Raw genomic sequence first — 20338 nt, 5'->3', positions numbered from 1 at the left:
AATAAAGGTTTGAACCAATTTTATGCAAAATTATTTCTCTAGCTCCACAATAACTTCTATTTCCACTGCCATATTATTTGGTAAGGCGGCTACACTAACTGCTGATCGGGCATGCTTTCCTTTTTCTCCAAAGACTTCTACCATAAGATCAGAAAAGCCATTGATTACAGCAGGCTGCTTATCGAATTTTGGATCGGAGTTAACCATTCCCAATACTTTCACAAACTGTTTCACTTTGCTTAGGTCCCCAGTTGCAGCTTTTAGCATAGCAATAACTTCCAGTCCTGTCTCCCGCGCAGCCTGATATCCTTCTTCTACAGTCAGATCTGCTCCGACTTTCCCAAATACGTCAGGTCCGGTGCCTGATAGATAAAGTATATTATCTACCTGTCGCCATTTTACATAGTTTGCAATCGGCACACCGACCTCAGGCAGTTCTAATCCCAGTTTTTTAAGTTGTTCATCCGGTGATTGTGCCAAGGCAAGTGAACTGCCTAATAGCAGCAAAATAAAAACGGAAAATTGTATAAGGCGCATATTGTTTCTTAAAGTGTTTTTTAATCTTTCTAAGCTAAAAGAAAACTTTTTATTTTTGAGTTTCTCTGAGCCCCTAAAAATCTCATTCCATGGAAAATATTGACATTTTACCTTATTCGCCTGAATTAAGTCCGTTTTTTAAGTCGATTAACAAAGCTTGGGTTGAACAGTTATTCGCTATCGAACCCTTTGATCAGGCCCAATTTGATTCTCCCGAAGAAACGATTATCAAGCCAGGTGGAACGATCATTTATGCAAAGTTAGGAGAAGAGATCGTCGGTACTGTTGGACTTCACAAAGTCTCTGATGGCGTGTATGAAATGATAAAAATGGGAGTTAACGAAGATGCAAAAGGTAAGGGAATAGGAATGATCCTCGCAAAGGCGATTATTGAAAAAGCTAGAGAAATGGGAGGTAAGAAAGTAGTGCTTTACACTCACTCCAAGCTTTCACCTGCTTTGAGAATTTATCAAAAACTGGGATTTAAGCCAGTGGAACTTGAAGAAGGCAAGTATTGCCGCTGTGATATCAAAATGGAGTTAGATATATAATTTCAAATTTGAGATTTAGAATTTGAAATTAAGCTTTACCAGAAGCGGAAAGCTTTTTCATTTACTCTGTTTCTAAAGATGAAGTTGTCCCAAATATCCGGGGCAAGGTATATTTCCACACCAAAATTTACGGTCATGTAACCATCGTAGCGATGATCTAATCCCGAACCGCGACGGATTCTTCCTCCATTTCTCAGGATTTTATCCACATCAGGCAATCCATTGTCATCCATGAAATCCGGATTTCGAACGGCCAGTCTCAATCGATCCGGATTTTTACCTGTTACATAATCTTCCACTAAGTCAAGATAGAATTCACTGATATTATAGGCTGAAATATCATCCATATAATCTGTAAGAGTGAATCTATAGTTTCCTTCCAGAAAAAAATCCATATAAACGTTCATCTTATATTTCAATCCTAATCCCATCGGAAAAGTAATAATATAGCGTTCGTATGGGTTGTTTTCGAGTTGCAGCGGTCGAAGGTCAACCCATTCTCCGTCTAATTGAGTTTGAGGGTTGTTTGTGGACATACCTACTCCTGCAAAAATGTAAGGATTCCACAGGGAGCGATGTATGTTTGGTACCTTTACGGGAAACCAATAATACTCTACCATTGCGGTGGTTTCCCAGTTTTGCGCTTTAAAATCAAGGTTTCTGACGACTCTGTGTGCCCTGGGATCGGATGGAGGATCTTGGCCGGACATTTTAATGTAAGAAAAGTCTGCCCTGGCTCGAAGATGTGTTCCAAAGGTATAGTGGGCAGCGATGTTTGCATTCCAATCAGGCTGTACACCTTCGCTATATTTCCAAAAAGAATATAATTCCCCGAAATATTGAGTAGCTCCAGCACTCGCTGAAAATGACCATGGTTCCTCAAAGCGAAACCTATAGAAACTCTGTGAATAGGCCAGAGAAGAGGAAAGAAAAATAAAAATGAAGAACAATTTTTTCATAGCCGGCTTCCCCCGTTTTTTCCCAAATTAAGAGTCAGTTGAAAATTAGACTAATTTTCTAACTTTTCAAATCCTGACTTAATATGAAGGTCACGTTGAGGGAATGGAATTTCTATTCCTTGCTCGCCAAACTTCTTAAAAATGGCGTAATACAACTGGCTTTTAAGCACTTTGGGTTTATTGATGTACTCAGAAGACCATACCCTTAGTATGAAGTTGATACTATTGTCTCCATAACTATCAAAAAGTACATCAGGCGCTGGAGTATTCAATACTCCATTATTTTCTTTTGCTGCTTCAATGAGTATACTTTTCACCTTCTCAGGGTTTTCTTTATATGCTACTCCTACCGGGAAATTGAATCGGATATTACGATCATTGTGCGACCAGTTGATCACAGGACTGTCAATAAATTGACTGTTAGGAACTATAATCGTGATATTGTCATTGGTTACAATTGTAGTGGATCGGGCAGAAATTCGGATTACATCTCCAGAGACGTCTCCCACCTCAATTCGGTCACCTACTTTGATAGGCCTTTCGAATAGAATAATGAGGCCGGAAATGAAGTTGTTGGTGATGTTTTGCAGGCCAAAACCGATACCTACACCCAGAGCACCAGCAAGAATTCCGAAAGCACTCAGATCAACTCCATTGGTTTGTAAGATGGAAAATACACCTGCCAAAATCAGCACGTATTTCACTATCATGCCGATGGATGAGCGGGTTCCTGAATCTATTTGATAACGGGTTAATACCCTATTAACAAGTAATCTACGTATCCATTCAGTAACTATGAAAAGGACAATGAATGAAATAACAAGAGTTAATATTAAACCTACTGTTAGTTTGGATTCACCTAAATTGACCAGGCTGTAATTGAATATTTCCTGTATCCATTCTATAAATCCCTGTGCTTTTTCTTCAGCCACTTCTTTTATTTCCTGCTGCATATAGTTTATGCTATCTTTTCTCTATTTGTATTCTATAACTATTCAGAATTGCTTTTAATGTACTATAATTCTGGCATAACATGATAATTTGGGATTGATCTGTTTATTTTCTTAAGAAAGAGTGATTAGAAATAATTAATTGAATTTGGCTAATTTTGAACCATGAGCAAGCAAAAAGAAGAGTTAGAGCATAGGCTTAAGCTTAGAAATATAAAACTTTCGGATTACGAAGATATCCGGGAAATAATGGTTTCCATTTATAAAAACCAAGGTGGTGCTTGGACCAAGGAGGAGCTTAAAAACCAGTTGAAGGTATTTCCGGAAGGTCAGATAGGTATTGAGGATAACGGTAAAGTAGTCGCTGCTGCTTTGAGTATAGTAGTTGATTACAATAGATTTGGAGACAATCACACGTATGATCAAATTACCGGTTATGGAAAGTTTGATACCCATGACATGGATGGGGACACACTTTATGGAACTGACGTCTTTGTGCATACTGACTATCGAGGCATGCGTCTCGGGCGTAGATTATATGATGTGAGAAAGGAGATCTGCGAGAACTTAAATCTTCGATCCATCATTGCCGGTGGAAGAATTCCTGGATACACAAATTACGCCGATGAGATGACCCCTAGGAAATACATAGACCTAGTCAAGAATAAAGAGATTTTTGACTCAGTTTTGTCTTTCCAGCTAGCAAATGAATTTCACGTTAGAAAGGTGATTACCAAGTATTTGCCTTCAGATACAGATTCCAGAGCCTATGCTACGCTTCTTGAGTGGATTAATATTTATTACGAAAAAGACGAGAAGCTAATAGGTAATAAGAAGTCAATTGTGCGTCTTGGTTTGGTGCAATGGAAGATGCGTCGCTTCTCCAATGTGGATGACTTGATGCAACAGGTAGAATTCTTTGTGGATACCGTTTCTGGATACAAATCAGATTTCTGTTTACTTCCCGAATTCTTCAACGCACCACTTTTGGCAGAATTCAACGACATGGATGCTTCAGAGGCAATTCGAAATCTGGCAGATTATACCGACGAAATTATCAGCCGAATGAGCGATTTGGCTGTTTCCTATAATGTTAACATAGTTGCGGGGTCAATGCCTGAGTACGACGGCAAAAAGCTTAGAAACGTAAGTTACCTCTGCCGACGAGACGGTACACAGGACAAGCAATATAAGCTTCACATTACTCCGGATGAAGCTTCTTATTGGGGACTTCAAGGAGGAAATGGTATCAATGTTTTCGATACTGATGCAGGAAGAATTGGGATTTTGATTTGCTATGATGTGGAATTCCCCGAGCTTGGAAGAATCCTCGCTGAGCAGGAAATGGACATTTTATTTGTACCATTCTGGACAGATACTAAAAATGCTTTCCTGCGGGTCAATACCTGTGCAAAGTCGCGTGCGATAGAAAACGAGTGTTATGTGGCGATTACGGGTTCTGTGGGTAATCTGCCGAAAGTGGAAAACATGGATATTCAGTACTCGCAGGCTGCTATTTATTCTCCTTCAGATTTCTCTTTTCCCCATGATGCAGTAGTAGCAATGGCCTCGGAAAATGAAGAAACTATCATCGTTGCCGATGTGGATTTGGATCTTTTGACTAAACAGAGAAAGGCAGGAAGTGTACGAAACCTCGAGCAGAGAAGGCTCGATCTTTATTCTATTCAATGGAAACAGAAAAAATAATAGCTGATTACTTTGCTCACGTTTCAGATGAAGTGTGGGAAAGAGCAGCCAAAATAAAATTGCTCATCTCGGATATTGATGGGGTGATGACTGACGGCGGAATTATCTATGATGATAATAAGCTGGAATTCAAAAAATTCAATGTAAAGGATGGTTTGATTGTCTACCATCTTCGCAAAAGCGGGCTTATGGTGGGTGCTATCACGGGAAGAGAATCATATGTGGTTCAAAACCGTTGTGAGGAACTTAAGTTTGATTTCCATTACCATGGAGTCAAAAATAAGGGAAAGAAATTTCAAGAAGTCCTAGAAACGCTTGAGCTACAGGCGGAGGAAGTCGCTTATATCGGTGATGATTTGATTGATCTGCCTATTTTAGCCCGTGTAGGCCTAGCTGTAGTGCCTGAGGATGCCTTAGAATATGTAAAGCCAATAGCTCATTACGTTTCTCGATTCAAAGGTGGCGAAGGGGTTTTTCGAGAAGCAGGAGATTTGCTTCTCCACTCCATCCAGCAATTAGTCCCATTGATAGATACTTTATCCCAAAAGGAAAATGAAAAGAAATAAACAACCTATGCGCATCACTGATTCGGTGATTTTGGGTGAAGAAAAGCCTGTTTTATTCGCTGGTCCTTGTGCTGTTGAGAGCTATGACATATGTCTGGAGATAGGAGCCAAGACCAAAGAATGGGCAGAGAAATATGGTTTTTCCTATGTGTTCAAAGCGTCTTTTGATAAAGCCAATAGAACCTCATCCGGTTCTTTCCGAAGTATAGGAATGGATAAGTCATTAGAAGTGCTGCAGCGTGTGGGAAATGCTTTGAACGTCCCATTGGTGACAGATATCCATGAAAGCTATCAGGTGAAGGATGTCGCAGCTGTTGTAGATGTCTTGCAGATTCCTGCATTTCTGTGTAGGCAGACAGATTTGCTTTTAGCCGCAGGCGAAAGTGGAAAGGCTGTTAAAATCAAGCGCGGACAGTTCATGGCACCTGAGGATATGCAGTACGCTGTGAGTAAAGTGAGATCAACTGGAAACGATAATGTATGTCTTACTGAGCGTGGGTTTTCTTTAGGATATCATAATCTGGTGGTGGATATGCGTGGACTTCCGATCATGCGTCAGTTTGCACCGGTTGTTTTTGATATTACCCATTCAGTGCAGCAGCCAGGTGGTCAAGGTGGAAGCAGTGGAGGACAACGGGAATTTGCGCCGATCTTGGCAAGAGCAGCAGCTGCAACTGGTATTGACGGTTTCTTTATCGAGACTCACCCAGATCCTTCCAAAGCACTTAGCGATGGGCCAAACTTGATACCTCTCCATAAGATGGGAGAATTCTTGGAAATGCTAAAAGAAGTGTGGACGCTGGGAAGAAAATATCAAAATTTTGAGGTGCAATAATTCAAAAGAGATTATGCTTAAGAACTTCATTTTAATTATGCTCCTGAGTTTTGCTCCGGGGCTTTTTTGTATCGCACAGAATACGGACTTGCAGGATAACATCCGGATTCGTCTGGAACAGGATCAGCCGGATATTCCGCTTAACGTCCAGAACCAGGAGCTTTTCGCAAAAGGAGAAATCCATAAATTTTATACTTCAAGATTTTTCGAGCCAGCTTGGATTAAAAATGGAGTTCTCACAGAACTTGCCTATGAACTTCGATTTGAAATCTTGCAAAGCAAATTTGACGGGCTGACTCCTGAAGACTATCACCTGAATCTGATCAATGCTTTTTTTTCCCAGTTTGAAGCAAATAAGAAGTCAGGAAATGCGAATGAACTTGACGATTTGGCTGGGTTGGATTTACTGCTGACAGATTCATTTTTCCATTTGGCAGCACATCTGGAAGTAGGTAAGGTAGATCCGCAATCCCTAACTGGCGATTGGGAAATCACCCATAAAACATCAAAAACGTCTTTTCCTGATTTGCTGGCAACAGCTTTGGAGCGCGAGCAAATCCGGCAGCCCTTGGAGACTCTTTATCCCAACCTTCCCATGTACAAAAAGGGAAGAGAAGTGATCCGCGCCATGGATGAAATCCGCAAGAAAGATACGCTCAATTGGAAGGCAGTGAAAGTAGTGAAATCCATTAAAGTAGGAGAGAGTAACGGGAGCATTGCGAATTTGCGTGAGCGCCTGACTTTTTGGAAATATTTAGAGTCGTATTCGTATGAGGATGAAAATGCCTATGACTCCACGATGTTTGTCGCAGTGCAGAAATTCCAGCAGAGAAATGGTCTGGAACCGGATGGCGCTTTAGGTAAAAATACGGTGAATGCATTGAACCAGTCTCCGGGTGATTTGATAGACAAGGCTTCAGTTAACATGGAGCGTCTTCGCTGGCTTCCAGATACGTTACGTGGTGCTGAAATGATTCTTGTAAACATCGCAAATTATCAATTGGATTATCTAAATAACAGAGACACATTACTTTCTGCAAGGGTAATCGTCGGGAAGAAATTCCATGAATCTCCGATTTTTTCTTCTGCGATGAGTTATATCGTGTTTAGTCCATATTGGAATTTGCCAACTTCTATCGTGCGAAACGAAGTAATGCCGGCTGTGAGAAAAAACCCAAACTACCTTACCCAAAAAAATATGGAAGTGGTAACCTACTCAGGCCAGCATGTAGACCCTTCCTCTGTTAACTGGAGTGGGAAATCTATCCCTTATATGGTGAGGCAAAAGCCAGGTGAAAATAATTCTCTGGGTTTGGTAAAGTTTATGTTTCCAAACGAGCACAGCGTATATATTCATGATACCCCAGCTAGAAGTTTATTTACCAGAGAAGATAGAGCATTAAGCCATGGATGTATTCGAATTCAGGATCCAGCAGCATTTGCAGGGATACTACTAAAAAACGATAGTTCTTGGACTCCGGCAAAGATCAATGCAGCGATGCATCAAAGCCATGAGCAGATAGTGACTCTGGATCGCAAAATTCCGGTAGTATTACTTTACCTCACGTTTTGGGCAGATTCCAAAGGTCAGGGGCATTTCCGCCAGGATATTTATGACCGAGATGCTGAGGTGCTTGCAGCACTTCGCAATTAGATTATAGGTGTTGAGCTATGTTCTGAACCCCAACTTGGGAAATTTCAGTCTCAGTCTAAATTTGTGGAAAATGTTGTCTGCAGATTTTATAAGGTTGTAAACCACTGCACATTAGCTGATTAGGTTAAGGCTGAAGGCTTTTATTATTATAGAATTATATGCGTACGAACTTTGATTTCTAGAAGGTGATACAAAACGCCTTATATGAATAAAAAGATAATTGTCCCATTCGTCGCAGTCTTAATTCTAGCGATAGGATTGATCTGGTTTTTTAATCACCGCAGGTCAGACATTTCAGATGAACTTCAAGCAGCATTAAGCGGAGATAGAAGTGGATCACTGTCTCAGTCCAATTATTCTGAAGAGCTTGAGAAGTTTTATGCAGATAGAGAATACCTAGAGGTGTGGCTTTTTAACGGTTCACTTTCCAAATCAGGTGAAGAATTACTGAAGCAGATAGAAGATTCAAAATTTGATGGTTTGCAACCAGCAGATTATCACTTGGAAGAAATTTATGCATTTTCTTCAGATTCGGATAAAAAGAATAAAAAATTTAAAAGTCTTTCTGCTGAGGAGAAAGTCAATCTGGAGTTGATGCTAAGTGATAGCTTTTTCAATCTAGCTCATGACTTGGAAAAAGGTAAGGTAAATCCTTCAAGCCTAGATCCTAACTGGAAATTCGAAGAGAAGGAATCTGAGATTAATTATACAGAACTGCTTAAGGAAGTGGCAAATGGAAGTTCAGTTGAGAAGACTTTCGCAAGCCTTTATCCTAGCTCAGAAATCTATGCACAGGGTCGTGAAGCCATCGAGGAGCTGTATGAGATTCAAAGAAATGATACTCTAACTTGGGAATTTGCCAAGGTGGATGGCGTTATAAAAGTAGGTGAGAAGCATTCGGCAATTCCAGATCTTCGTAAGCGGTTGGTCTTTTGGGACTTTTTGAAACCTTATGATACGGACGAGCCAACTTTGTTTGATTCTACGATGTTTGAGGGTCTACAGAAATATCAGGAATCCAACGGTATGAATCCAGATGGAGTAATTGGTTCTTTGGTGGCAGAGTCCTTAAATAATTCCCCTCAAAATCTAATCGATATTGCTTCGATAAACATGGAGAGACTTCGCTGGATGCCAAAAATCGACTGGGATCAGGAGATGGTTTTGGTGAATATAGCCAATTACCAATTGGACTACATGAACAAAAAAGATACAGCATTCACAGCAAAAGTAATCGTAGGTAAAGAATACAATGAGTCTCCAACATTCACAGCTCCTATGAGCTATATTGTCTTCAGTCCTTATTGGAACATTCCTGAATCAATCACTAAAGATGAAATAATTCCATCCATGAGTAAAAACCCCAACTACCTATCGCAAAAGAATATGGAAGTGGTGAGTGGCAGTGGTGAGGTGGTAAAAGCATCAAAAGTCAATTTATCCAAAGATCAGGGATACCGGGTGCGGCAAAAACCAGGAGGGGATAATTCTCTAGGCCTAGTAAAATTTATGTTCCCAAATGAATATAACATTTACATTCACGATACTCCGGCTCGTAGTCTATTTGAAAAGGAAACTCGCGCGCTGAGTCATGGATGTATCCGAATTCAGAATCCAGATCAATTCGCAAAAATTTTACTTGACGATAAAGAATGGGATGATGAAAAAATTCTGGAAGCCATGAACCAGGATACCGAAGAAGTGGTAGAATTAGACAGAAAAATACCTGTTGTCTTGCTTTATATGACTTTCTGGGCGGATAAGAATGGCAAAGCCAATTTCAGATCAGATGTTTATGACAGAGATGAAGCTTTACTCAAAGCGTTGAGAAGAGAAAAATCAAGCCTTGATAAGGCTTGATTTTGAAAGATAGTTCTCATCTTTTCCAAAAATGAAAAGCAAAGAACCGTCTTTGATCAGATCGATAGCTTTGGCAGATAGCTCACTTGGAAGAGCTGGGCAACCTAAACTTCTTCCTAGTCTTCCTACTGACTTAGCAAATTCTTCGCGGGCATAATCTGCTCCGTGTATTACGATAGCACGGTTTCTCGCTTGATCATTAAAACCTTTTTCTAAGCCATCTAATCTCAAAGAATAGCCATGTTTGCCTGAATAGGTTTCTGCCGTTTTATAAAACCCTAAGCTACTTTTGAAGGATTCGGGTTGATTTGAAAAAGCTTTTGCCAACAAATCTCCCGAGTTTCTTCCATGAGATACTACAGAATTTAGGAGGATATCTCCATTTTCCGGATCAATGATCCACATACGCTTGGCTGTGGAGGGAAGGCTAAAATCAATGACAGTAAGCACCTTGGATTTAAGATTGTCCTTCATTTTATCCCAACCTTGTATAGCCATCGTGAAAACTTCTCGCGAAGGCAAAACTCCATTATCGCTGTGCAATGCATCATAGGATACTGAAGTTGCGTCAATGGATGAAATATTGGTAGGGTTATTTTCTCTAAAATCTGGATTGTTGAAAATTCCTATGAACAATAGGAAAGTAATAGCGATTGTTTGGTAAAGCATAAGCATTTGGGTGATTGTACAAATTTAGGAGGATATCCCGGTAGATCAAACGAGCTTTAATTCAGTATCTTATGATTTTGGTCATAAAATATGTGAAATTTAGCCGGGAACCTTCTAGTTATAGTTGATGGTTGAAGGCTAGATGAGATTACTTAGGTTTTGGTGCCAATTATTATTCTGTAATTTTGCAGACCCAAAATTATTTCTCTGCTATCAGTGCCATCCTTGTACTGTAACAGTCAAAAATGAAAATAATTCAAACAAATTCAGAAAAGCCGCTGTTTCAGCATTCCATGAAAGTATCAGTATTTAGAAAAGAACATTTCAACGCAGCCCATAGGCTTCATAATCCTGAATGGTCAGATGAGCAAAATCAGTCCGTTTTTGGGAAGTGTAATAATCCTCATTTTCATGGTCACAATTATGAATTGGTAGTAAAACTTAGAGGAGAAATAGATCCTCGTACGGGATACGTATATGATATGAAAGTGCTCAGCGACCTGATCAAAGAGCATATATTAAGAAAATTAGATCACAAAAATTTAAACCTTGATACCGATGAATTCAAAGAACTTAACCCAACCGCTGAGAACATTGCAGTGGTTATTTGGAATATTTTAAGGGAACAAATTGATCGAAAATTCGAGTTAACGATTCGACTTTATGAAACAGAAAGAAACTTTGTTGAATACGATGGGAATTAATATTGCCCGTGCATCTGCTGGTGACATCGGAGATGAACATGTAGGAACTTCCCTCGAAACGCCCCTTAGAGAAGATGCTTTCGAAATGGATGATGAGCTAAAGGTCGAATTGATCGAGAAGCACTTTAAAGAAATCATGCATATCATGGGATTGGACCTGACAGATGACAGTTTAAAAGGCACTCCGCATCGTGTGGCAAAGATGTATGTGAAGGAAGTATTCAGTGGTCTCAATCCAAAGAATAAGCCTGTTGCAAAGCTTTTTGAAAATAAATATAAATATAATGAGATGCTGGTGGAGAAGAATATCACCTTCTTTTCACACTGTGAGCATCATTTCGTGCCGATTCACGGTAAAGCCCATGTAGCTTACATCTCCAATGGATCGGTGATCGGACTATCAAAGATTAACAGGATAGTTCAATATTTTTCCCAGCGTCCCCAAGTACAGGAGAGGCTGACGATGCAGATCGGGAATGAGCTAGTAGAAGCTCTGGGTACAGCGGATGTGGCAGTAATTATGGATGCAGATCACATGTGTGTAAGCTCAAGAGGAGTGAAGGACACAACAAGTAGTACCCTTACCTCGTTCTATTCAGGAAAGTTTGAAAAAGATGAGCAAACTCGTAATGAGTTTATCAAGTATATAAGCTTGGAAAGATAACTTTTGAAATACTAGACCAACATTTAAACCGGGCTGAAAAGTCCGGTTTTTTTTATGCCTGCATTTGTGAATTAAGCCATGGAAAATAATAAAAGAGATGTGTAGAGAAGTTTCTTACATTTTAGATTCTGCCAGGATTAAGTTAAAATATTCTGTGGCGTAGTTGAATTAAACCACATACTGATATTTCTAGTCAAAATAATTTAAGGAATCCGATTTGTTCCCTTTCCTAATTTCTGACTGCCTCATGGGCATTTGATCTATTACTTCGAAAAGTTTTTGGCAGGAAATGAATTCATTTTTACGGAGTTTTATTCCTCCATCCAATCCGATAAGCAATACTTCAAACTCCTCATCAATTTGCTTGATATTGTCTGAGTCTTTGGTAGATTCCCATTGACCATCATTAGAAAAGCCCTTTTTATACTTGTTTTGAATCATTTGATAAACAATTAGATTTCTGTCATCCAATCCAGCCTTATGTTTTTTCAGCTCTATGAGTTGCTTTTCGAGCAATTGATTGGCAGGATCATTAACCTGAAGAATGATTATACGGTCTTGCCATTTATGAGAACTCAGCTTCTGAGCTATTGCAGTTGAATATGTCATAATCAAAAGTAAAATGAGTAAATGCCTGAATTTCTTCATAATAGGTTAACATAATTCAGGCAAGTAGGTTTGAATTTTCTTCCAAGTTTTTCTTATGAATTTCTTAAACGCTTACCTATCTTATTAGGAAATTAAAATCTATGAAGAATTTTTTTCTAGCTCTTCTTTTTCCTGTTCTTGTTTCATGCAGCGAAAAGACTCATGAAAAACAATCTGAGGCTTATATTCCTGAATTGGTGATTACCGATAGTTTGGTGATAGATCACTTGACCGAATTGGGAATGATAGATGTTAAGGAAGATCATTCTGAATTTTTGTTTTATGATTTTAAGACAAATGAGCTGATTCGGGTAGATAAGTCTGGTGAAATTCTTGTCAAAGTAAACCGGAGTGAGGATGGTAAGGATAGTTATAAGACTCAGTATTTTATCACTGCTAATTACAAAGGAGAAAATGAAATCATAATTATTACTCATGCTGGAGCATTTATCTATGATCTTGATTTTAATTTGCTGGAAGAAAAGAAGATTCAATTTGATTTGGTTACCCGCAGGATTGGAGGGAGTCGCGCAGCACTCACACATAAAGATTTCTTCTACACGTTTTCTTTAGAAAAATCTGCTGCACCTGAGGTTCTTAAATCTAAGGATTTTAGTAATTCTTATTCCTTTATGTCGGTAAGGGATCTTAATACTTTGGAAATTTTGAGATCGGATTTGATTCCTGCAGAAAGTCAAATGGCGATCAGTCCTGGGAAATACAATAATTTAGATCCTATTGTAAAAATAGTTAATGACGAGATGTTTGTGCTTTTCCCGAACTCTCCTGAAATGTATGTATATACTTTCCCTGGGTTGATTTTGCAAAGAAGTTGGGCATTGAATCCTGGTGATAGCTACAGACAGATTTTGCCAACTCGGGATGATACATCTTTTGAAGGGTTTTTAAATGCATTGGCAAGTTCAGAATACACCGATTTTGCCTTTTCAAATGATTATTTATTAACCCAGTTTGTTGGTTTCGCACCTCAACAAGAAGTAGATAAGCTTCCGCGGGAATTTATCGGTGGTCCTGAGTTTATGGGATTGGTAAATAAGTATAAATCAAAATATAACTACCAAATTTTCAAAGGTGAAGAAAAACTATGGCAAGGAGCATGGGATGTGAATTTAGGGTCAGTTCGAGATGTGCTTTATTCCAATGCCAAACCTGGCGAAGATCCAGAGGCCATCGAGAAAGAAGTACAGACCATTTATTTTTATGAGTTGAAATAGGACCAAATTCAAACAATCTCCTTCTCATACTGCTTTACTAGAAAAGTATTTAATGTATGAAAGGAAAGAATATTGTTATCATAGGAGGGAATTCAGGAATAGGAAAAGCCGTTGCGGCATTAGCCAAGGAAGGCGGAGCAAATTTGTTTCTCTATTCCCGAACTGGTGAAGGAAATTATCAAATCGATATTACAGAAGACTCTTCAGAATTGCAGGATTTACCAGAAGTAATTGATGGTGTGGTTTATTGCCCTGGTTCCATCAATCTCAAACCATTCCATAGGATTTCCATGGAGGATTTTAAGAATGAGATGGATGTTAATTTTTTCGGTGCTGTCAAAACGCTTCAGGCATGTATAAAAGCTCTTAAAAAATCGGAAGCGGCTTCGGTTGTACTTTACAGCACTGTGGCTGTGCAAACGGGAATGGGATTTCATGCTGGAATAGCATCTGCAAAAGGTGCTGTGGAAGGATTAGTAAGATCCTTGGCAGCAGAATGGGCACCTAATCAGATAAGAATTAATGCCATTGCTCCATCTTTAACGGACACACCGCTGGCGAAGCAATTGGTAAGCACAGACGAAAAGCGCGCAGCCTCAGATAAAAGGCATCCCTTGGGTCGAATAGGCACGCCAGAGGATATCGCTGAAGCAACCTTATTTCTCTTGGATGATAAATCTTCTTGGGTCACAGGTCAAATACTCCACATAGACGGAGGAATGTCTTCTTTAAAATAAGAGTTTAGCGTAAATCAAGCTGTATATCTCTTGGCATTAAGGGTGGTAGTTGCTTAGCTTTATATATGAAGCATTCTATAGTAATTGGACTAAGTGTATTGATCCTTTCTTTTTCCTGCTCCAAGCCTAATTCTAAAACCAGTTACATTAATACTGTTTCTGGATCGATTTCGACAGATTCCATGGAGCTAACATTGATTCATGAGCATATGCTGGTGGATTTTATCGGGGCAGATTCTGTTTCGCCAAATCGCTATTCGCAGGAAGAGGTAATTGCTAAAGTATTGCCTTATTTAATCGAAGTGAAGAAATTTGGAGTAAAGACCATTTTTGACTGCACACCTTCTTACTTGGCAAAAGATCCAGTTTTGCTTAAAAAACTGAGTGAGCAATCCGGAATTCAACTCATCACAAATACTGGACTTTATGGAACTCAAAAGGGAAAGTTTTTGCCTGATTATGCATTCACAGAAACAGCTGAAGAGTTGTCAGAGAGATGGATTGCAGAATACGAGGATGGGATAGAAGGAACTGGTATCAAACCAGGCTTTATCAAAATCTCGGTCAACGAAGATAATCCTTTGGGGGAAATGGACTCGAAATTGGTCAGTGCAGCTGGTCTGACATATGAGAAAACCGGTTTAAAAATCTACTCCCACACTGGAACCTGGAATACTGCCAAACAGGAAGTTGAGATTCTTCAGCAAATGGATGTTGAGCCATCTGCTTTTGTTTGGGTGCATGCGCAGGCGGAGCAGGATTTTCAAAATTACCTTGAGGCAGCTAAACTTGGAGTTTGGATCAGTTTAGATGGGATAGGTTGGAGTTTGGATGAATATGCGGACCGCGTATTTTTCGCTAAGGAAAATGGTTTTTTGGGAAATGTACTGATTTCCCATGATGCAGGTTGGTACGATCCCGCCAAGCCAAATGGAGGTAATTTTGTACCCTTTACTAATATCTTCGAAAAGCTTATGCCAGCATTGAATGTCAAAGGGTTTGAAGAAGCTGATTGGAAATTGCTTTTGGAAGAGAATCCGAAACGTGCCTTTGGAAATGGTCAAATTCAATGATCAATTCTCAAATACAATTTCCAAGAGGAAGCTGATATTATTTCAATTTGAATCCCATGCGATAAGTTGCCATTAGGTACCATGGCCAATAGCCGTCAAATGAAGACATGCTAAGTACAGCTGAATTTCTGCGATTTTCATTTTTACTTTTCCAATCAAAAGCGATCTGTTGGGTGTAACCTAATCTGGCAAATCGCTCTATGCTATACATGTATTCATAGTAATTCCCTGATTCATCATACCGCAGGAAAGCTCCATCGGTACTGTTATCACTTCCGATTTGAAAGGATGGACCAAAAGCCAAGGAGATACGGAAATTATTTTTGGTTAGTAATAGATCGTATTTGAATGTGGCATTCGTAAAAAGTCCAGATGAATTATCCTGTCCAAACTTTGGGTCATCAAAACTATCGAAAGATTTAATCGATTGATAGTAGGTTAATGATGGGTTAAGGGAAATTCTTTTACCTAATCCAAAACTCAGTTCATTACTTACATTAATTCCAAAAAGCCCCAAATTTCCATCAATTGCAGGTCCGATTCCCACGTAATAGATTAAGCTTTTGTTGTCCTGAGCATAAGCATTGGACTGTAGCAAGAAGAGTATAAGTGCAAAAATTGGGAGTAAGAATTTTCTCATAAAAGTGAATTTAAGTTGTACAGAAATATATAGATAAAAATTAGTTTAAACTACAAATTAAAGCTGCGGCACATGAGCCTTGATCGCCTCTTTCGCTAGCAATATTCTCCTCAACGTTTTTTCATCATCAGCAGGAACCAAGTCCTTGATAGAATCCATAGCCTTCGCATAATAATCCGCCCAGGTGTCGAGGATTTTTTGTTCATCTTCTTTGGACCCACCTGCAGCAATAGCATTTTTGCTAAGCTGAACTTCTGTCATTAACCGTATTTGCGCTTTTGCTGCAATCATTAGCATCAGTTGATCTACTGTCGTCTCATCTGCATTCAAAAGCGTATAAGCCGATACTAAAGCTCCTGTGCCGACATTGACCATGGTTTTCTGAGAGACTTTATCCAATCGATCGTTATCGGTGTGGTAAAACTGATCTGTAAAATGCCAAAGTAACAATCCTGGAATATCTGCCTGAAGGAATGGCGTATGATCCGAGCCTCCTTCGAAAGGATTGGTTTTCACTACCCAGTTTGCATATTCACCCTGAGCTTCGAAGTTGGTCAGGATAAAGTCATTAAAGTAGTGTGGCTTCAGTTGATCCACCGTCATCGGTGAACCGCCCCATTCGCTATGTTTGTCTTCTCCACGTGTCCAGATAGCGCTTGGGTCAGGCATTTTTTCGATTAGGAATGTGCCGCCAGTTACATCGGTATTTTCACCCACCATATCCAAGGAAATTCCCCAGTTGATCTCAGCTTCACGTTTATCTTTTTCTTGGATATATCTTCTCGTTGAAATTATCTCATCACCCCAAAGGAAAGTCAACGTACGCTTCAGGTCAAGCTTTCCTTCTTGAATCAAATCTGCAGTGATTTTAGCCATTTCCAGTTGCGTACCCACGCCAGTAGCATTGTCATTTGCGCCAGGCTCTTGGATGTGAGCGGAGAAAACCAAGCTTTCCAACGGCCATTCTGATCCTTTGACATTAGCAACAATAGTAAGTTCAGCTGAATCATAAATCTTCGTTTCTGCCTTTACCAGTACTTCCACCTTTCCTTTTGCCAGCTCAGCTTTCAGTTTTTCTTTTGCTTCGAAAGAAAGCGCAATCGCCCAAGCAGGATTATTGGCATCATGTCTCAAACCTCGAAACTGTATAGAAGTAACGTTTTTCTCAGGTTGCAAATAGCTAGGCATGTCATAAGTCAATACGCCGACAGCGCCATTTTCTTTCACGGCTGACTGCAAAGTTCTATAGCCGACCTGGTCAGAAAAGAGGATTTTCCCCTTTAAATCAACAGAGGAAAGAGCTTCCTTGCTTTCTACATAAATTACTTCACCCGTAATTCCATCAGCAGGAGTGGAGGAGGAATACTGATAAATCATATTCCGATTGGTATCTGAGGAAAGTAGGTTTTCATTCGAACCAACTATTTTCAAGGATGCAGAAACAGGCTCCCAAGTTGGCTGACGCATCTCTCTAGTCTCGATTCTATAGGTGAATCGATCTGAGTCTTTTGCCTTTTCTTCCAAAACATACCCTGCTGCTTCCAGCCTCTCCGCAATCCTAAATACCGTATTATTAAAACCTGTATTTCCAGCAAGTCTCCAATATTGCTCTACAAATGCTACCGTTTCATAGGCCAAATCACCTTTAAATTCTGGTCTTACCAACGCGAAATAAGGATCAGTAACTTTCTGAAGTGGAGTGTTTTGAGCAAAAGAACTTATGCTTAGAACGAAAAGAAGCAGGGAAAAGGAAGTTTTTAAATACATATCAGAAAGTTGAAATCGGTCGATTGAAGGCCGCAAGTTAGCCGTTTAAGATTATTTCTTCCCGAATTTAAATCTCAATTTATAGGTAGCATTTAGGTACCATGGCATGGCATTGTTAGCTCCGAATGCTGAAATACTAAATGCATTTTTTCGATTAGGGTTCTTGGAATTCCACTCAGCTTCCAATTCCATGAACAAGCCGACACGCTGATATTTGTTGGTAATGTAGGCAGTGGATGTTGTTTCCGAAGAAAAAGGATCGGAGCGAATAAAGGTCTCTCCACCTAGCTGTTGTGATGGTCCAGCTGAAAATGCCAACTTAAATCCAGAAGGACGCTGGATAATGTCGTATTTGAAAGAAGGCGTAATGAAAATGCCAGAGGATTGTTCCTTATTCTTTCCGTCAGACAATGGGGGTAATATCCTGTCCTCATAACTGCCTAAAGATTGGTAAAATGAAACACCTGCATTGAATGAAGTTCTTTTACCTAGTCTTAAATTGAGTTCATTGGAGTAATTCAGTCCATACAATAAATTCATTCCATCTATAGATGAACCGAATCCTACGGTGTACTGTAGTTTAGGTTTTTCCTGCGCATTTGTAAAGATCGGAGCAAATGCAAAAAAGAAAAGGATCAGAAGTAGTCGATGTGATTTCATATACAAAACGTTTAGAAGTTGATTTCCCGAAATACTACTAATCTTTTTTAATACTAAACTTTCTTTAGTTTGATTAACTAAAAGATTGTTAAAAAGCTACATAGCAGTACTAGAGTTGTAGATTCTAATCTAAAAAACAATGAATGTCCAACGCTGAATTTTAAATAATGAAGTGGGACCACTTTCCAACTTTTCCACCTTAGAACCTTCAACCCTAAATCCTCCAACCCTTCGACTTCGCTCAGGGTGACCCAAATCTTCCAACTTTTCAATCTTCCAATTTTGAATTCCCTTCCCGCCAAACATTATTCTGTAAATTTTACAAGAACACTTCCTCAATTTAACTGACCTGCTTACCTTTGCGCATGGCAGAACAAATCTTGATCCTCGATTTCGGTTCTCAGTACACACAACTCATCGCCCGAAGAGTTAGAGAACTGAATGTTTATTGCGAAATTCACCCTTATAACAAAGTTCCAGAAATCACCTCCGACATTAAAGGAGTGATACTTTCAGGCTCTCCTTGCTCGGTAAGAGATGAGGGATCTCCTGATTTGGATTTGGATATTTTAAGAGGCAAACTTCCTCTTTTGGGCGTATGTTATGGTTCCCAACTTTTAGCTCAGAAGTATGGCGGAGAAGTAGCACCTTCAGAGATTCGTGAATATGGACGTGCAAATCTCAGCCACTTGGACAATCATTACGATTTGTTGAAAGAGATGAATCATGGTTCACAGGTTTGGATGTCTCATGGAGATACGATCAAGAATTTGCCAGATAACTTTGATGTGATCGCCAGCACAGATTCTGTTCGTGTGGCTGCATTCAAAATTCAAAATGAAGAAACTTACGGAATTCAATTCCACCCAGAGGTAACTCATTCCACTGAAGGCAAGAATCTACTTAGAAATTTCGTGGTTGGAATCTGTGGCTGTTCCCAGGACTGGACTTCAGATGTGTTTATCGATGCAAGTATTGCGGAATTGAAGGCTAAAATCGGTTCTGACAAAGTCGTAATGGGTCTTTCTGGAGGAGTCGATTCTTCTGTGGCGGCAACATTGATTCACCGAGCAATTGGCGATCAGCTGATCTGTGTTTTTGTGGACAATGGATTGCTTCGCAAAAATGAATTCGAAGAAGTATTGGATTCTTATAAGCACATGGGATTGAATGTGATTGGTGTAGATGCCAAGCAGAAATTCTATGATGCGCTTGCTGGTGTTACCGACCCGGAAGCTAAAAGAAAAGCGATTGGAAATGCATTCATCGAGGTTTTCGATGAGGAGTCAAATAAGCTTGAAGGTGTAAAATGGCTTGGCCAAGGAACCATCTATCCAGATGTGATCGAGTCAATCTCTGTTAAAGGTCCTTCGGCTACCATCAAATCTCACCACAATGTGGGTGGTTTACCTGATTTCATGAAGTTGTCAGTTGTTGAGCCATTGAATACACTTTTCAAAGATGAGGTTCGTGAAGTTGGACGTGCGCTGGAGATTGTAGAAACAATCATCGGGCGTCATCCTTTCCCAGGTCCGGGGCTTGGAATCCGTATTTTGGGGGACATTACAGCTGAGAAAGTGAAGACCCTTCAGGAAGTTGACCATATTTTTATCAAAGGATTGAAAGATTCAGGTCTTTATGATCAGGTGTGGCAAGCAGGAGCGATGCTTCTTCCAATACAATCTGTAGGTGTGATGGGAGATGAGCGTACCTATGAGAAAGTTGTTGCGCTTAGAGCTGTAGGTTCTGTGGATGGTATGACTGCTGACTGGATTCATCTTCCTTACGAGTTCCTAGGTAAGATTTCTAACGATATTATCAATAAAGTGAAAGGCGTCAACAGAGTTGTTTACGATATCTCTTCTAAGCCACCGGCAACTATTGAGTGGGAATAGAAAACATTGAGAATAGAAATTTCAAAT

20 protein-coding genes are annotated in these 20338 nt (G+C 39.7%); 12 read left to right on the top strand and 8 right to left on the bottom strand.

Annotation, left to right across the window (positions count from 1 at the left end; translation table 11 throughout):
* Positions 1-30: 30 nt before the first annotated feature.
* Positions 31-537, bottom strand: a complete 507-nt coding sequence (locus AACZ73_RS12210; protein WP_339878164.1) for a RidA family protein — start codon at positions 535-537, stop codon at positions 31-33.
* Positions 538-626: 89 nt separating this feature from the next.
* On the opposite strand from AACZ73_RS12210, the gene AACZ73_RS12205 reads away from it, so the two are divergent.
* Positions 627-1088: a GNAT family N-acetyltransferase gene (locus AACZ73_RS12205; RefSeq protein WP_339878162.1), complete on the top strand. Its 462-nt coding sequence runs from the start codon at positions 627-629 to the stop codon at positions 1086-1088.
* A 35-nt stretch (positions 1089-1123) separates the two neighbouring features.
* On the opposite strand, the gene AACZ73_RS12200 is transcribed toward AACZ73_RS12205, so the two are convergent.
* Positions 1124-2047 carry a DUF6089 family protein gene (locus AACZ73_RS12200; protein WP_339878161.1) on the bottom strand — a complete coding sequence of 308 codons (924 nt, stop codon included), beginning with the start codon at positions 2045-2047 and terminating at the stop codon, positions 1124-1126.
* 50 nt (positions 2048-2097) lie between these two features.
* Positions 2098-3000: a mechanosensitive ion channel domain-containing protein gene (locus AACZ73_RS12195; protein WP_339878160.1), complete on the bottom strand. Its 903-nt coding sequence runs from the start codon at positions 2998-3000 to the stop codon at positions 2098-2100.
* 162 nt (positions 3001-3162) lie between these two features.
* On the opposite strand from AACZ73_RS12195, the gene AACZ73_RS12190 reads away from it, so the two are divergent.
* From AACZ73_RS12190 to AACZ73_RS12170, 5 genes are all read left to right on the top strand, one after another.
* Complete coding sequence (locus AACZ73_RS12190) at positions 3163-4704, top strand: bifunctional GNAT family N-acetyltransferase/carbon-nitrogen hydrolase family protein (protein ID WP_339878159.1); 1542 nt, start codon at positions 3163-3165, stop codon at positions 4702-4704.
* Complete coding sequence (locus tag AACZ73_RS12185) at positions 4686-5270, top strand: HAD-IIIA family hydrolase (protein ID WP_339878158.1); 585 nt, start codon at positions 4686-4688, stop codon at positions 5268-5270. Before AACZ73_RS12190 ends, AACZ73_RS12185 begins: the two co-directional genes overlap by 19 nt.
* Positions 5257-6105 carry a 3-deoxy-8-phosphooctulonate synthase gene (gene kdsA, locus AACZ73_RS12180; RefSeq protein WP_339878156.1) on the top strand — a complete coding sequence of 283 codons (849 nt, stop codon included), beginning with the start codon at positions 5257-5259 and terminating at the stop codon, positions 6103-6105. Before AACZ73_RS12185 ends, kdsA begins: the two co-directional genes overlap by 14 nt.
* A 13-nt stretch (positions 6106-6118) precedes the next feature.
* On the top strand, positions 6119-7759 hold the full coding sequence (locus tag AACZ73_RS12175; protein ID WP_339878155.1) for a L,D-transpeptidase family protein: 1641 nt from the start codon (positions 6119-6121) through the stop codon (positions 7757-7759).
* Between the two features lie 204 nt (positions 7760-7963).
* Positions 7964-9619, top strand: coding sequence for a L,D-transpeptidase family protein (locus AACZ73_RS12170; protein WP_339878154.1), 1656 nt, complete (start codon positions 7964-7966; stop codon positions 9617-9619).
* Here AACZ73_RS12170 and AACZ73_RS12165 read toward each other — a convergent pair.
* Complete coding sequence (locus AACZ73_RS12165) at positions 9599-10288, bottom strand: murein L,D-transpeptidase catalytic domain family protein (RefSeq protein ID WP_339878152.1); 690 nt, start codon at positions 10286-10288, stop codon at positions 9599-9601. The two genes, AACZ73_RS12170 and AACZ73_RS12165, sit on opposite strands and share 21 nt — an antisense overlap.
* 293 nt (positions 10289-10581) lie before the next feature.
* On the opposite strand from AACZ73_RS12165, the gene AACZ73_RS12160 reads away from it, so the two are divergent.
* Together AACZ73_RS12160 and folE are read left to right on the top strand one after the other, a co-directional pair.
* Positions 10582-10992 carry a 6-carboxytetrahydropterin synthase gene (locus AACZ73_RS12160; protein WP_339878331.1) on the top strand — a complete coding sequence of 137 codons (411 nt, stop codon included), beginning with the start codon at positions 10582-10584 and terminating at the stop codon, positions 10990-10992.
* Complete coding sequence (folE, locus tag AACZ73_RS12155) at positions 10952-11656, top strand: GTP cyclohydrolase I FolE (protein WP_339878151.1); 705 nt, start codon at positions 10952-10954, stop codon at positions 11654-11656. Before AACZ73_RS12160 ends, folE begins: the two co-directional genes overlap by 41 nt.
* 189 nt (positions 11657-11845) lie before the next feature.
* Here folE and AACZ73_RS12150 read toward each other — a convergent pair whose 3' ends face one another.
* Complete coding sequence (locus AACZ73_RS12150; protein ID WP_339878149.1) at positions 11846-12265, bottom strand: DUF4174 domain-containing protein; 420 nt, start codon at positions 12263-12265, stop codon at positions 11846-11848.
* A gap of 140 nt (positions 12266-12405) precedes the next feature.
* On the opposite strand from AACZ73_RS12150, the gene AACZ73_RS12145 reads away from it, so the two are divergent.
* The 3 genes from AACZ73_RS12145 (at position 12406) to AACZ73_RS12135 (ending at position 15349) form a co-directional block, all read left to right on the top strand.
* Complete coding sequence (locus AACZ73_RS12145) at positions 12406-13539, top strand: hypothetical protein (RefSeq protein WP_339878147.1); 1134 nt, start codon at positions 12406-12408, stop codon at positions 13537-13539.
* 56 nt (positions 13540-13595) lie between these two features.
* Positions 13596-14276 carry an SDR family oxidoreductase gene (locus AACZ73_RS12140; protein ID WP_339878145.1) on the top strand — a complete coding sequence of 227 codons (681 nt, stop codon included), beginning with the start codon at positions 13596-13598 and terminating at the stop codon, positions 14274-14276.
* 65 nt (positions 14277-14341) lie between these two features.
* The gene (locus AACZ73_RS12135) at positions 14342-15349 is read left to right on the top strand and encodes a phosphotriesterase (protein ID WP_339878144.1); all 1008 of its coding nucleotides are present in this window, start codon (positions 14342-14344) and stop codon (positions 15347-15349) included.
* A gap of 37 nt (positions 15350-15386) precedes the next feature.
* On the opposite strand, the gene AACZ73_RS12130 is transcribed toward AACZ73_RS12135, so the two are convergent.
* The 3 genes from AACZ73_RS12130 to AACZ73_RS12120 are packed head-to-tail and all read right to left on the bottom strand — an operon-like array spanning position 15387 to position 18416.
* Positions 15387-15989, bottom strand: coding sequence for a hypothetical protein (locus AACZ73_RS12130; RefSeq protein ID WP_339878143.1), 603 nt, complete (start codon positions 15987-15989; stop codon positions 15387-15389).
* Between the two features lie 57 nt (positions 15990-16046).
* Entirely contained in the window at positions 16047-17756 is a 1710-nt protein-coding gene (locus AACZ73_RS12125) for a M28 family peptidase (protein WP_339878142.1), read from the bottom strand.
* Positions 17757-17807: 51 nt separating this feature from the next.
* Entirely contained in the window at positions 17808-18416 is a 609-nt protein-coding gene (locus tag AACZ73_RS12120; RefSeq protein WP_339878141.1) for a hypothetical protein, read from the bottom strand.
* A gap of 365 nt (positions 18417-18781) precedes the next feature.
* Here AACZ73_RS12120 and guaA point away from each other — a divergent pair, with 365 nt between their 5' ends.
* On the top strand, positions 18782-20311 hold the full coding sequence (gene guaA, locus AACZ73_RS12115; RefSeq protein WP_339878140.1) for a glutamine-hydrolyzing GMP synthase: 1530 nt from the start codon (positions 18782-18784) through the stop codon (positions 20309-20311).
* Positions 20312-20338: the final 27 nt, after the last annotated feature.

Origin of the sequence: uncultured Algoriphagus sp. (assembly GCF_963974835.1) — a bacterium.
Taxonomy (GTDB): domain Bacteria; phylum Bacteroidota; class Bacteroidia; order Cytophagales; family Cyclobacteriaceae; genus Algoriphagus.
The sequence above is the reverse complement of the archived record's forward strand: the minus strand, read 5'-3'. Positions and strand labels throughout refer to the sequence as shown.

Bases quoted from the DNA above. Each gene is read 5' to 3' on its own strand.
- AACZ73_RS12125 (WP_339878142.1), bottom strand. From the start codon at position 17,756: ATGTATTTAAAAACTTCCTTTTCCCTGCTTCTTTTCGTTCTAAGCATA.
- AACZ73_RS12205 (WP_339878162.1), top strand. From the start codon at position 627: ATGGAAAATATTGACATTTTACCTTATTCGCCTGAATTAAGTCCGTTT.
- folE (WP_339878151.1), top strand. From the start codon at position 10,952: ATGAAACAGAAAGAAACTTTGTTGAATACGATGGGAATTAATATTGCC.
- AACZ73_RS12170 (WP_339878154.1), top strand. From the start codon at position 7,964: ATGAATAAAAAGATAATTGTCCCATTCGTCGCAGTCTTAATTCTAGCG.
- AACZ73_RS12190 (WP_339878159.1), top strand. From the start codon at position 3,163: ATGAGCAAGCAAAAAGAAGAGTTAGAGCATAGGCTTAAGCTTAGAAAT.
- AACZ73_RS12210 (WP_339878164.1), bottom strand. From the start codon at position 537: ATGCGCCTTATACAATTTTCCGTTTTTATTTTGCTGCTATTAGGCAGT.
- AACZ73_RS12130 (WP_339878143.1), bottom strand. From the start codon at position 15,989: ATGAGAAAATTCTTACTCCCAATTTTTGCACTTATACTCTTCTTGCTA.
- AACZ73_RS12135 (WP_339878144.1), top strand. From the start codon at position 14,342: ATGAAGCATTCTATAGTAATTGGACTAAGTGTATTGATCCTTTCTTTT.
- AACZ73_RS12145 (WP_339878147.1), top strand. From the start codon at position 12,406: ATGAAGAATTTTTTTCTAGCTCTTCTTTTTCCTGTTCTTGTTTCATGC.
- AACZ73_RS12195 (WP_339878160.1), bottom strand. From the start codon at position 3,000: ATGCAGCAGGAAATAAAAGAAGTGGCTGAAGAAAAAGCACAGGGATTT.
- AACZ73_RS12150 (WP_339878149.1), bottom strand. From the start codon at position 12,265: ATGACATATTCAACTGCAATAGCTCAGAAGCTGAGTTCTCATAAATGG.
- AACZ73_RS12185 (WP_339878158.1), top strand. From the start codon at position 4,686: ATGGAAACAGAAAAAATAATAGCTGATTACTTTGCTCACGTTTCAGAT.
- AACZ73_RS12175 (WP_339878155.1), top strand. From the start codon at position 6,119: ATGCTTAAGAACTTCATTTTAATTATGCTCCTGAGTTTTGCTCCGGGG.
- AACZ73_RS12140 (WP_339878145.1), top strand. From the start codon at position 13,596: ATGAAAGGAAAGAATATTGTTATCATAGGAGGGAATTCAGGAATAGGA.
- guaA (WP_339878140.1), top strand. From the start codon at position 18,782: ATGGCAGAACAAATCTTGATCCTCGATTTCGGTTCTCAGTACACACAA.
- AACZ73_RS12200 (WP_339878161.1), bottom strand. From the start codon at position 2,047: ATGAAAAAATTGTTCTTCATTTTTATTTTTCTTTCCTCTTCTCTGGCC.
- AACZ73_RS12165 (WP_339878152.1), bottom strand. From the start codon at position 10,288: ATGCTTTACCAAACAATCGCTATTACTTTCCTATTGTTCATAGGAATT.
- AACZ73_RS12160 (WP_339878331.1), top strand. From the start codon at position 10,582: ATGAAAGTATCAGTATTTAGAAAAGAACATTTCAACGCAGCCCATAGG.
- kdsA (WP_339878156.1), top strand. From the start codon at position 5,257: ATGAAAAGAAATAAACAACCTATGCGCATCACTGATTCGGTGATTTTG.
- AACZ73_RS12120 (WP_339878141.1), bottom strand. From the start codon at position 18,416: ATGAAATCACATCGACTACTTCTGATCCTTTTCTTTTTTGCATTTGCT.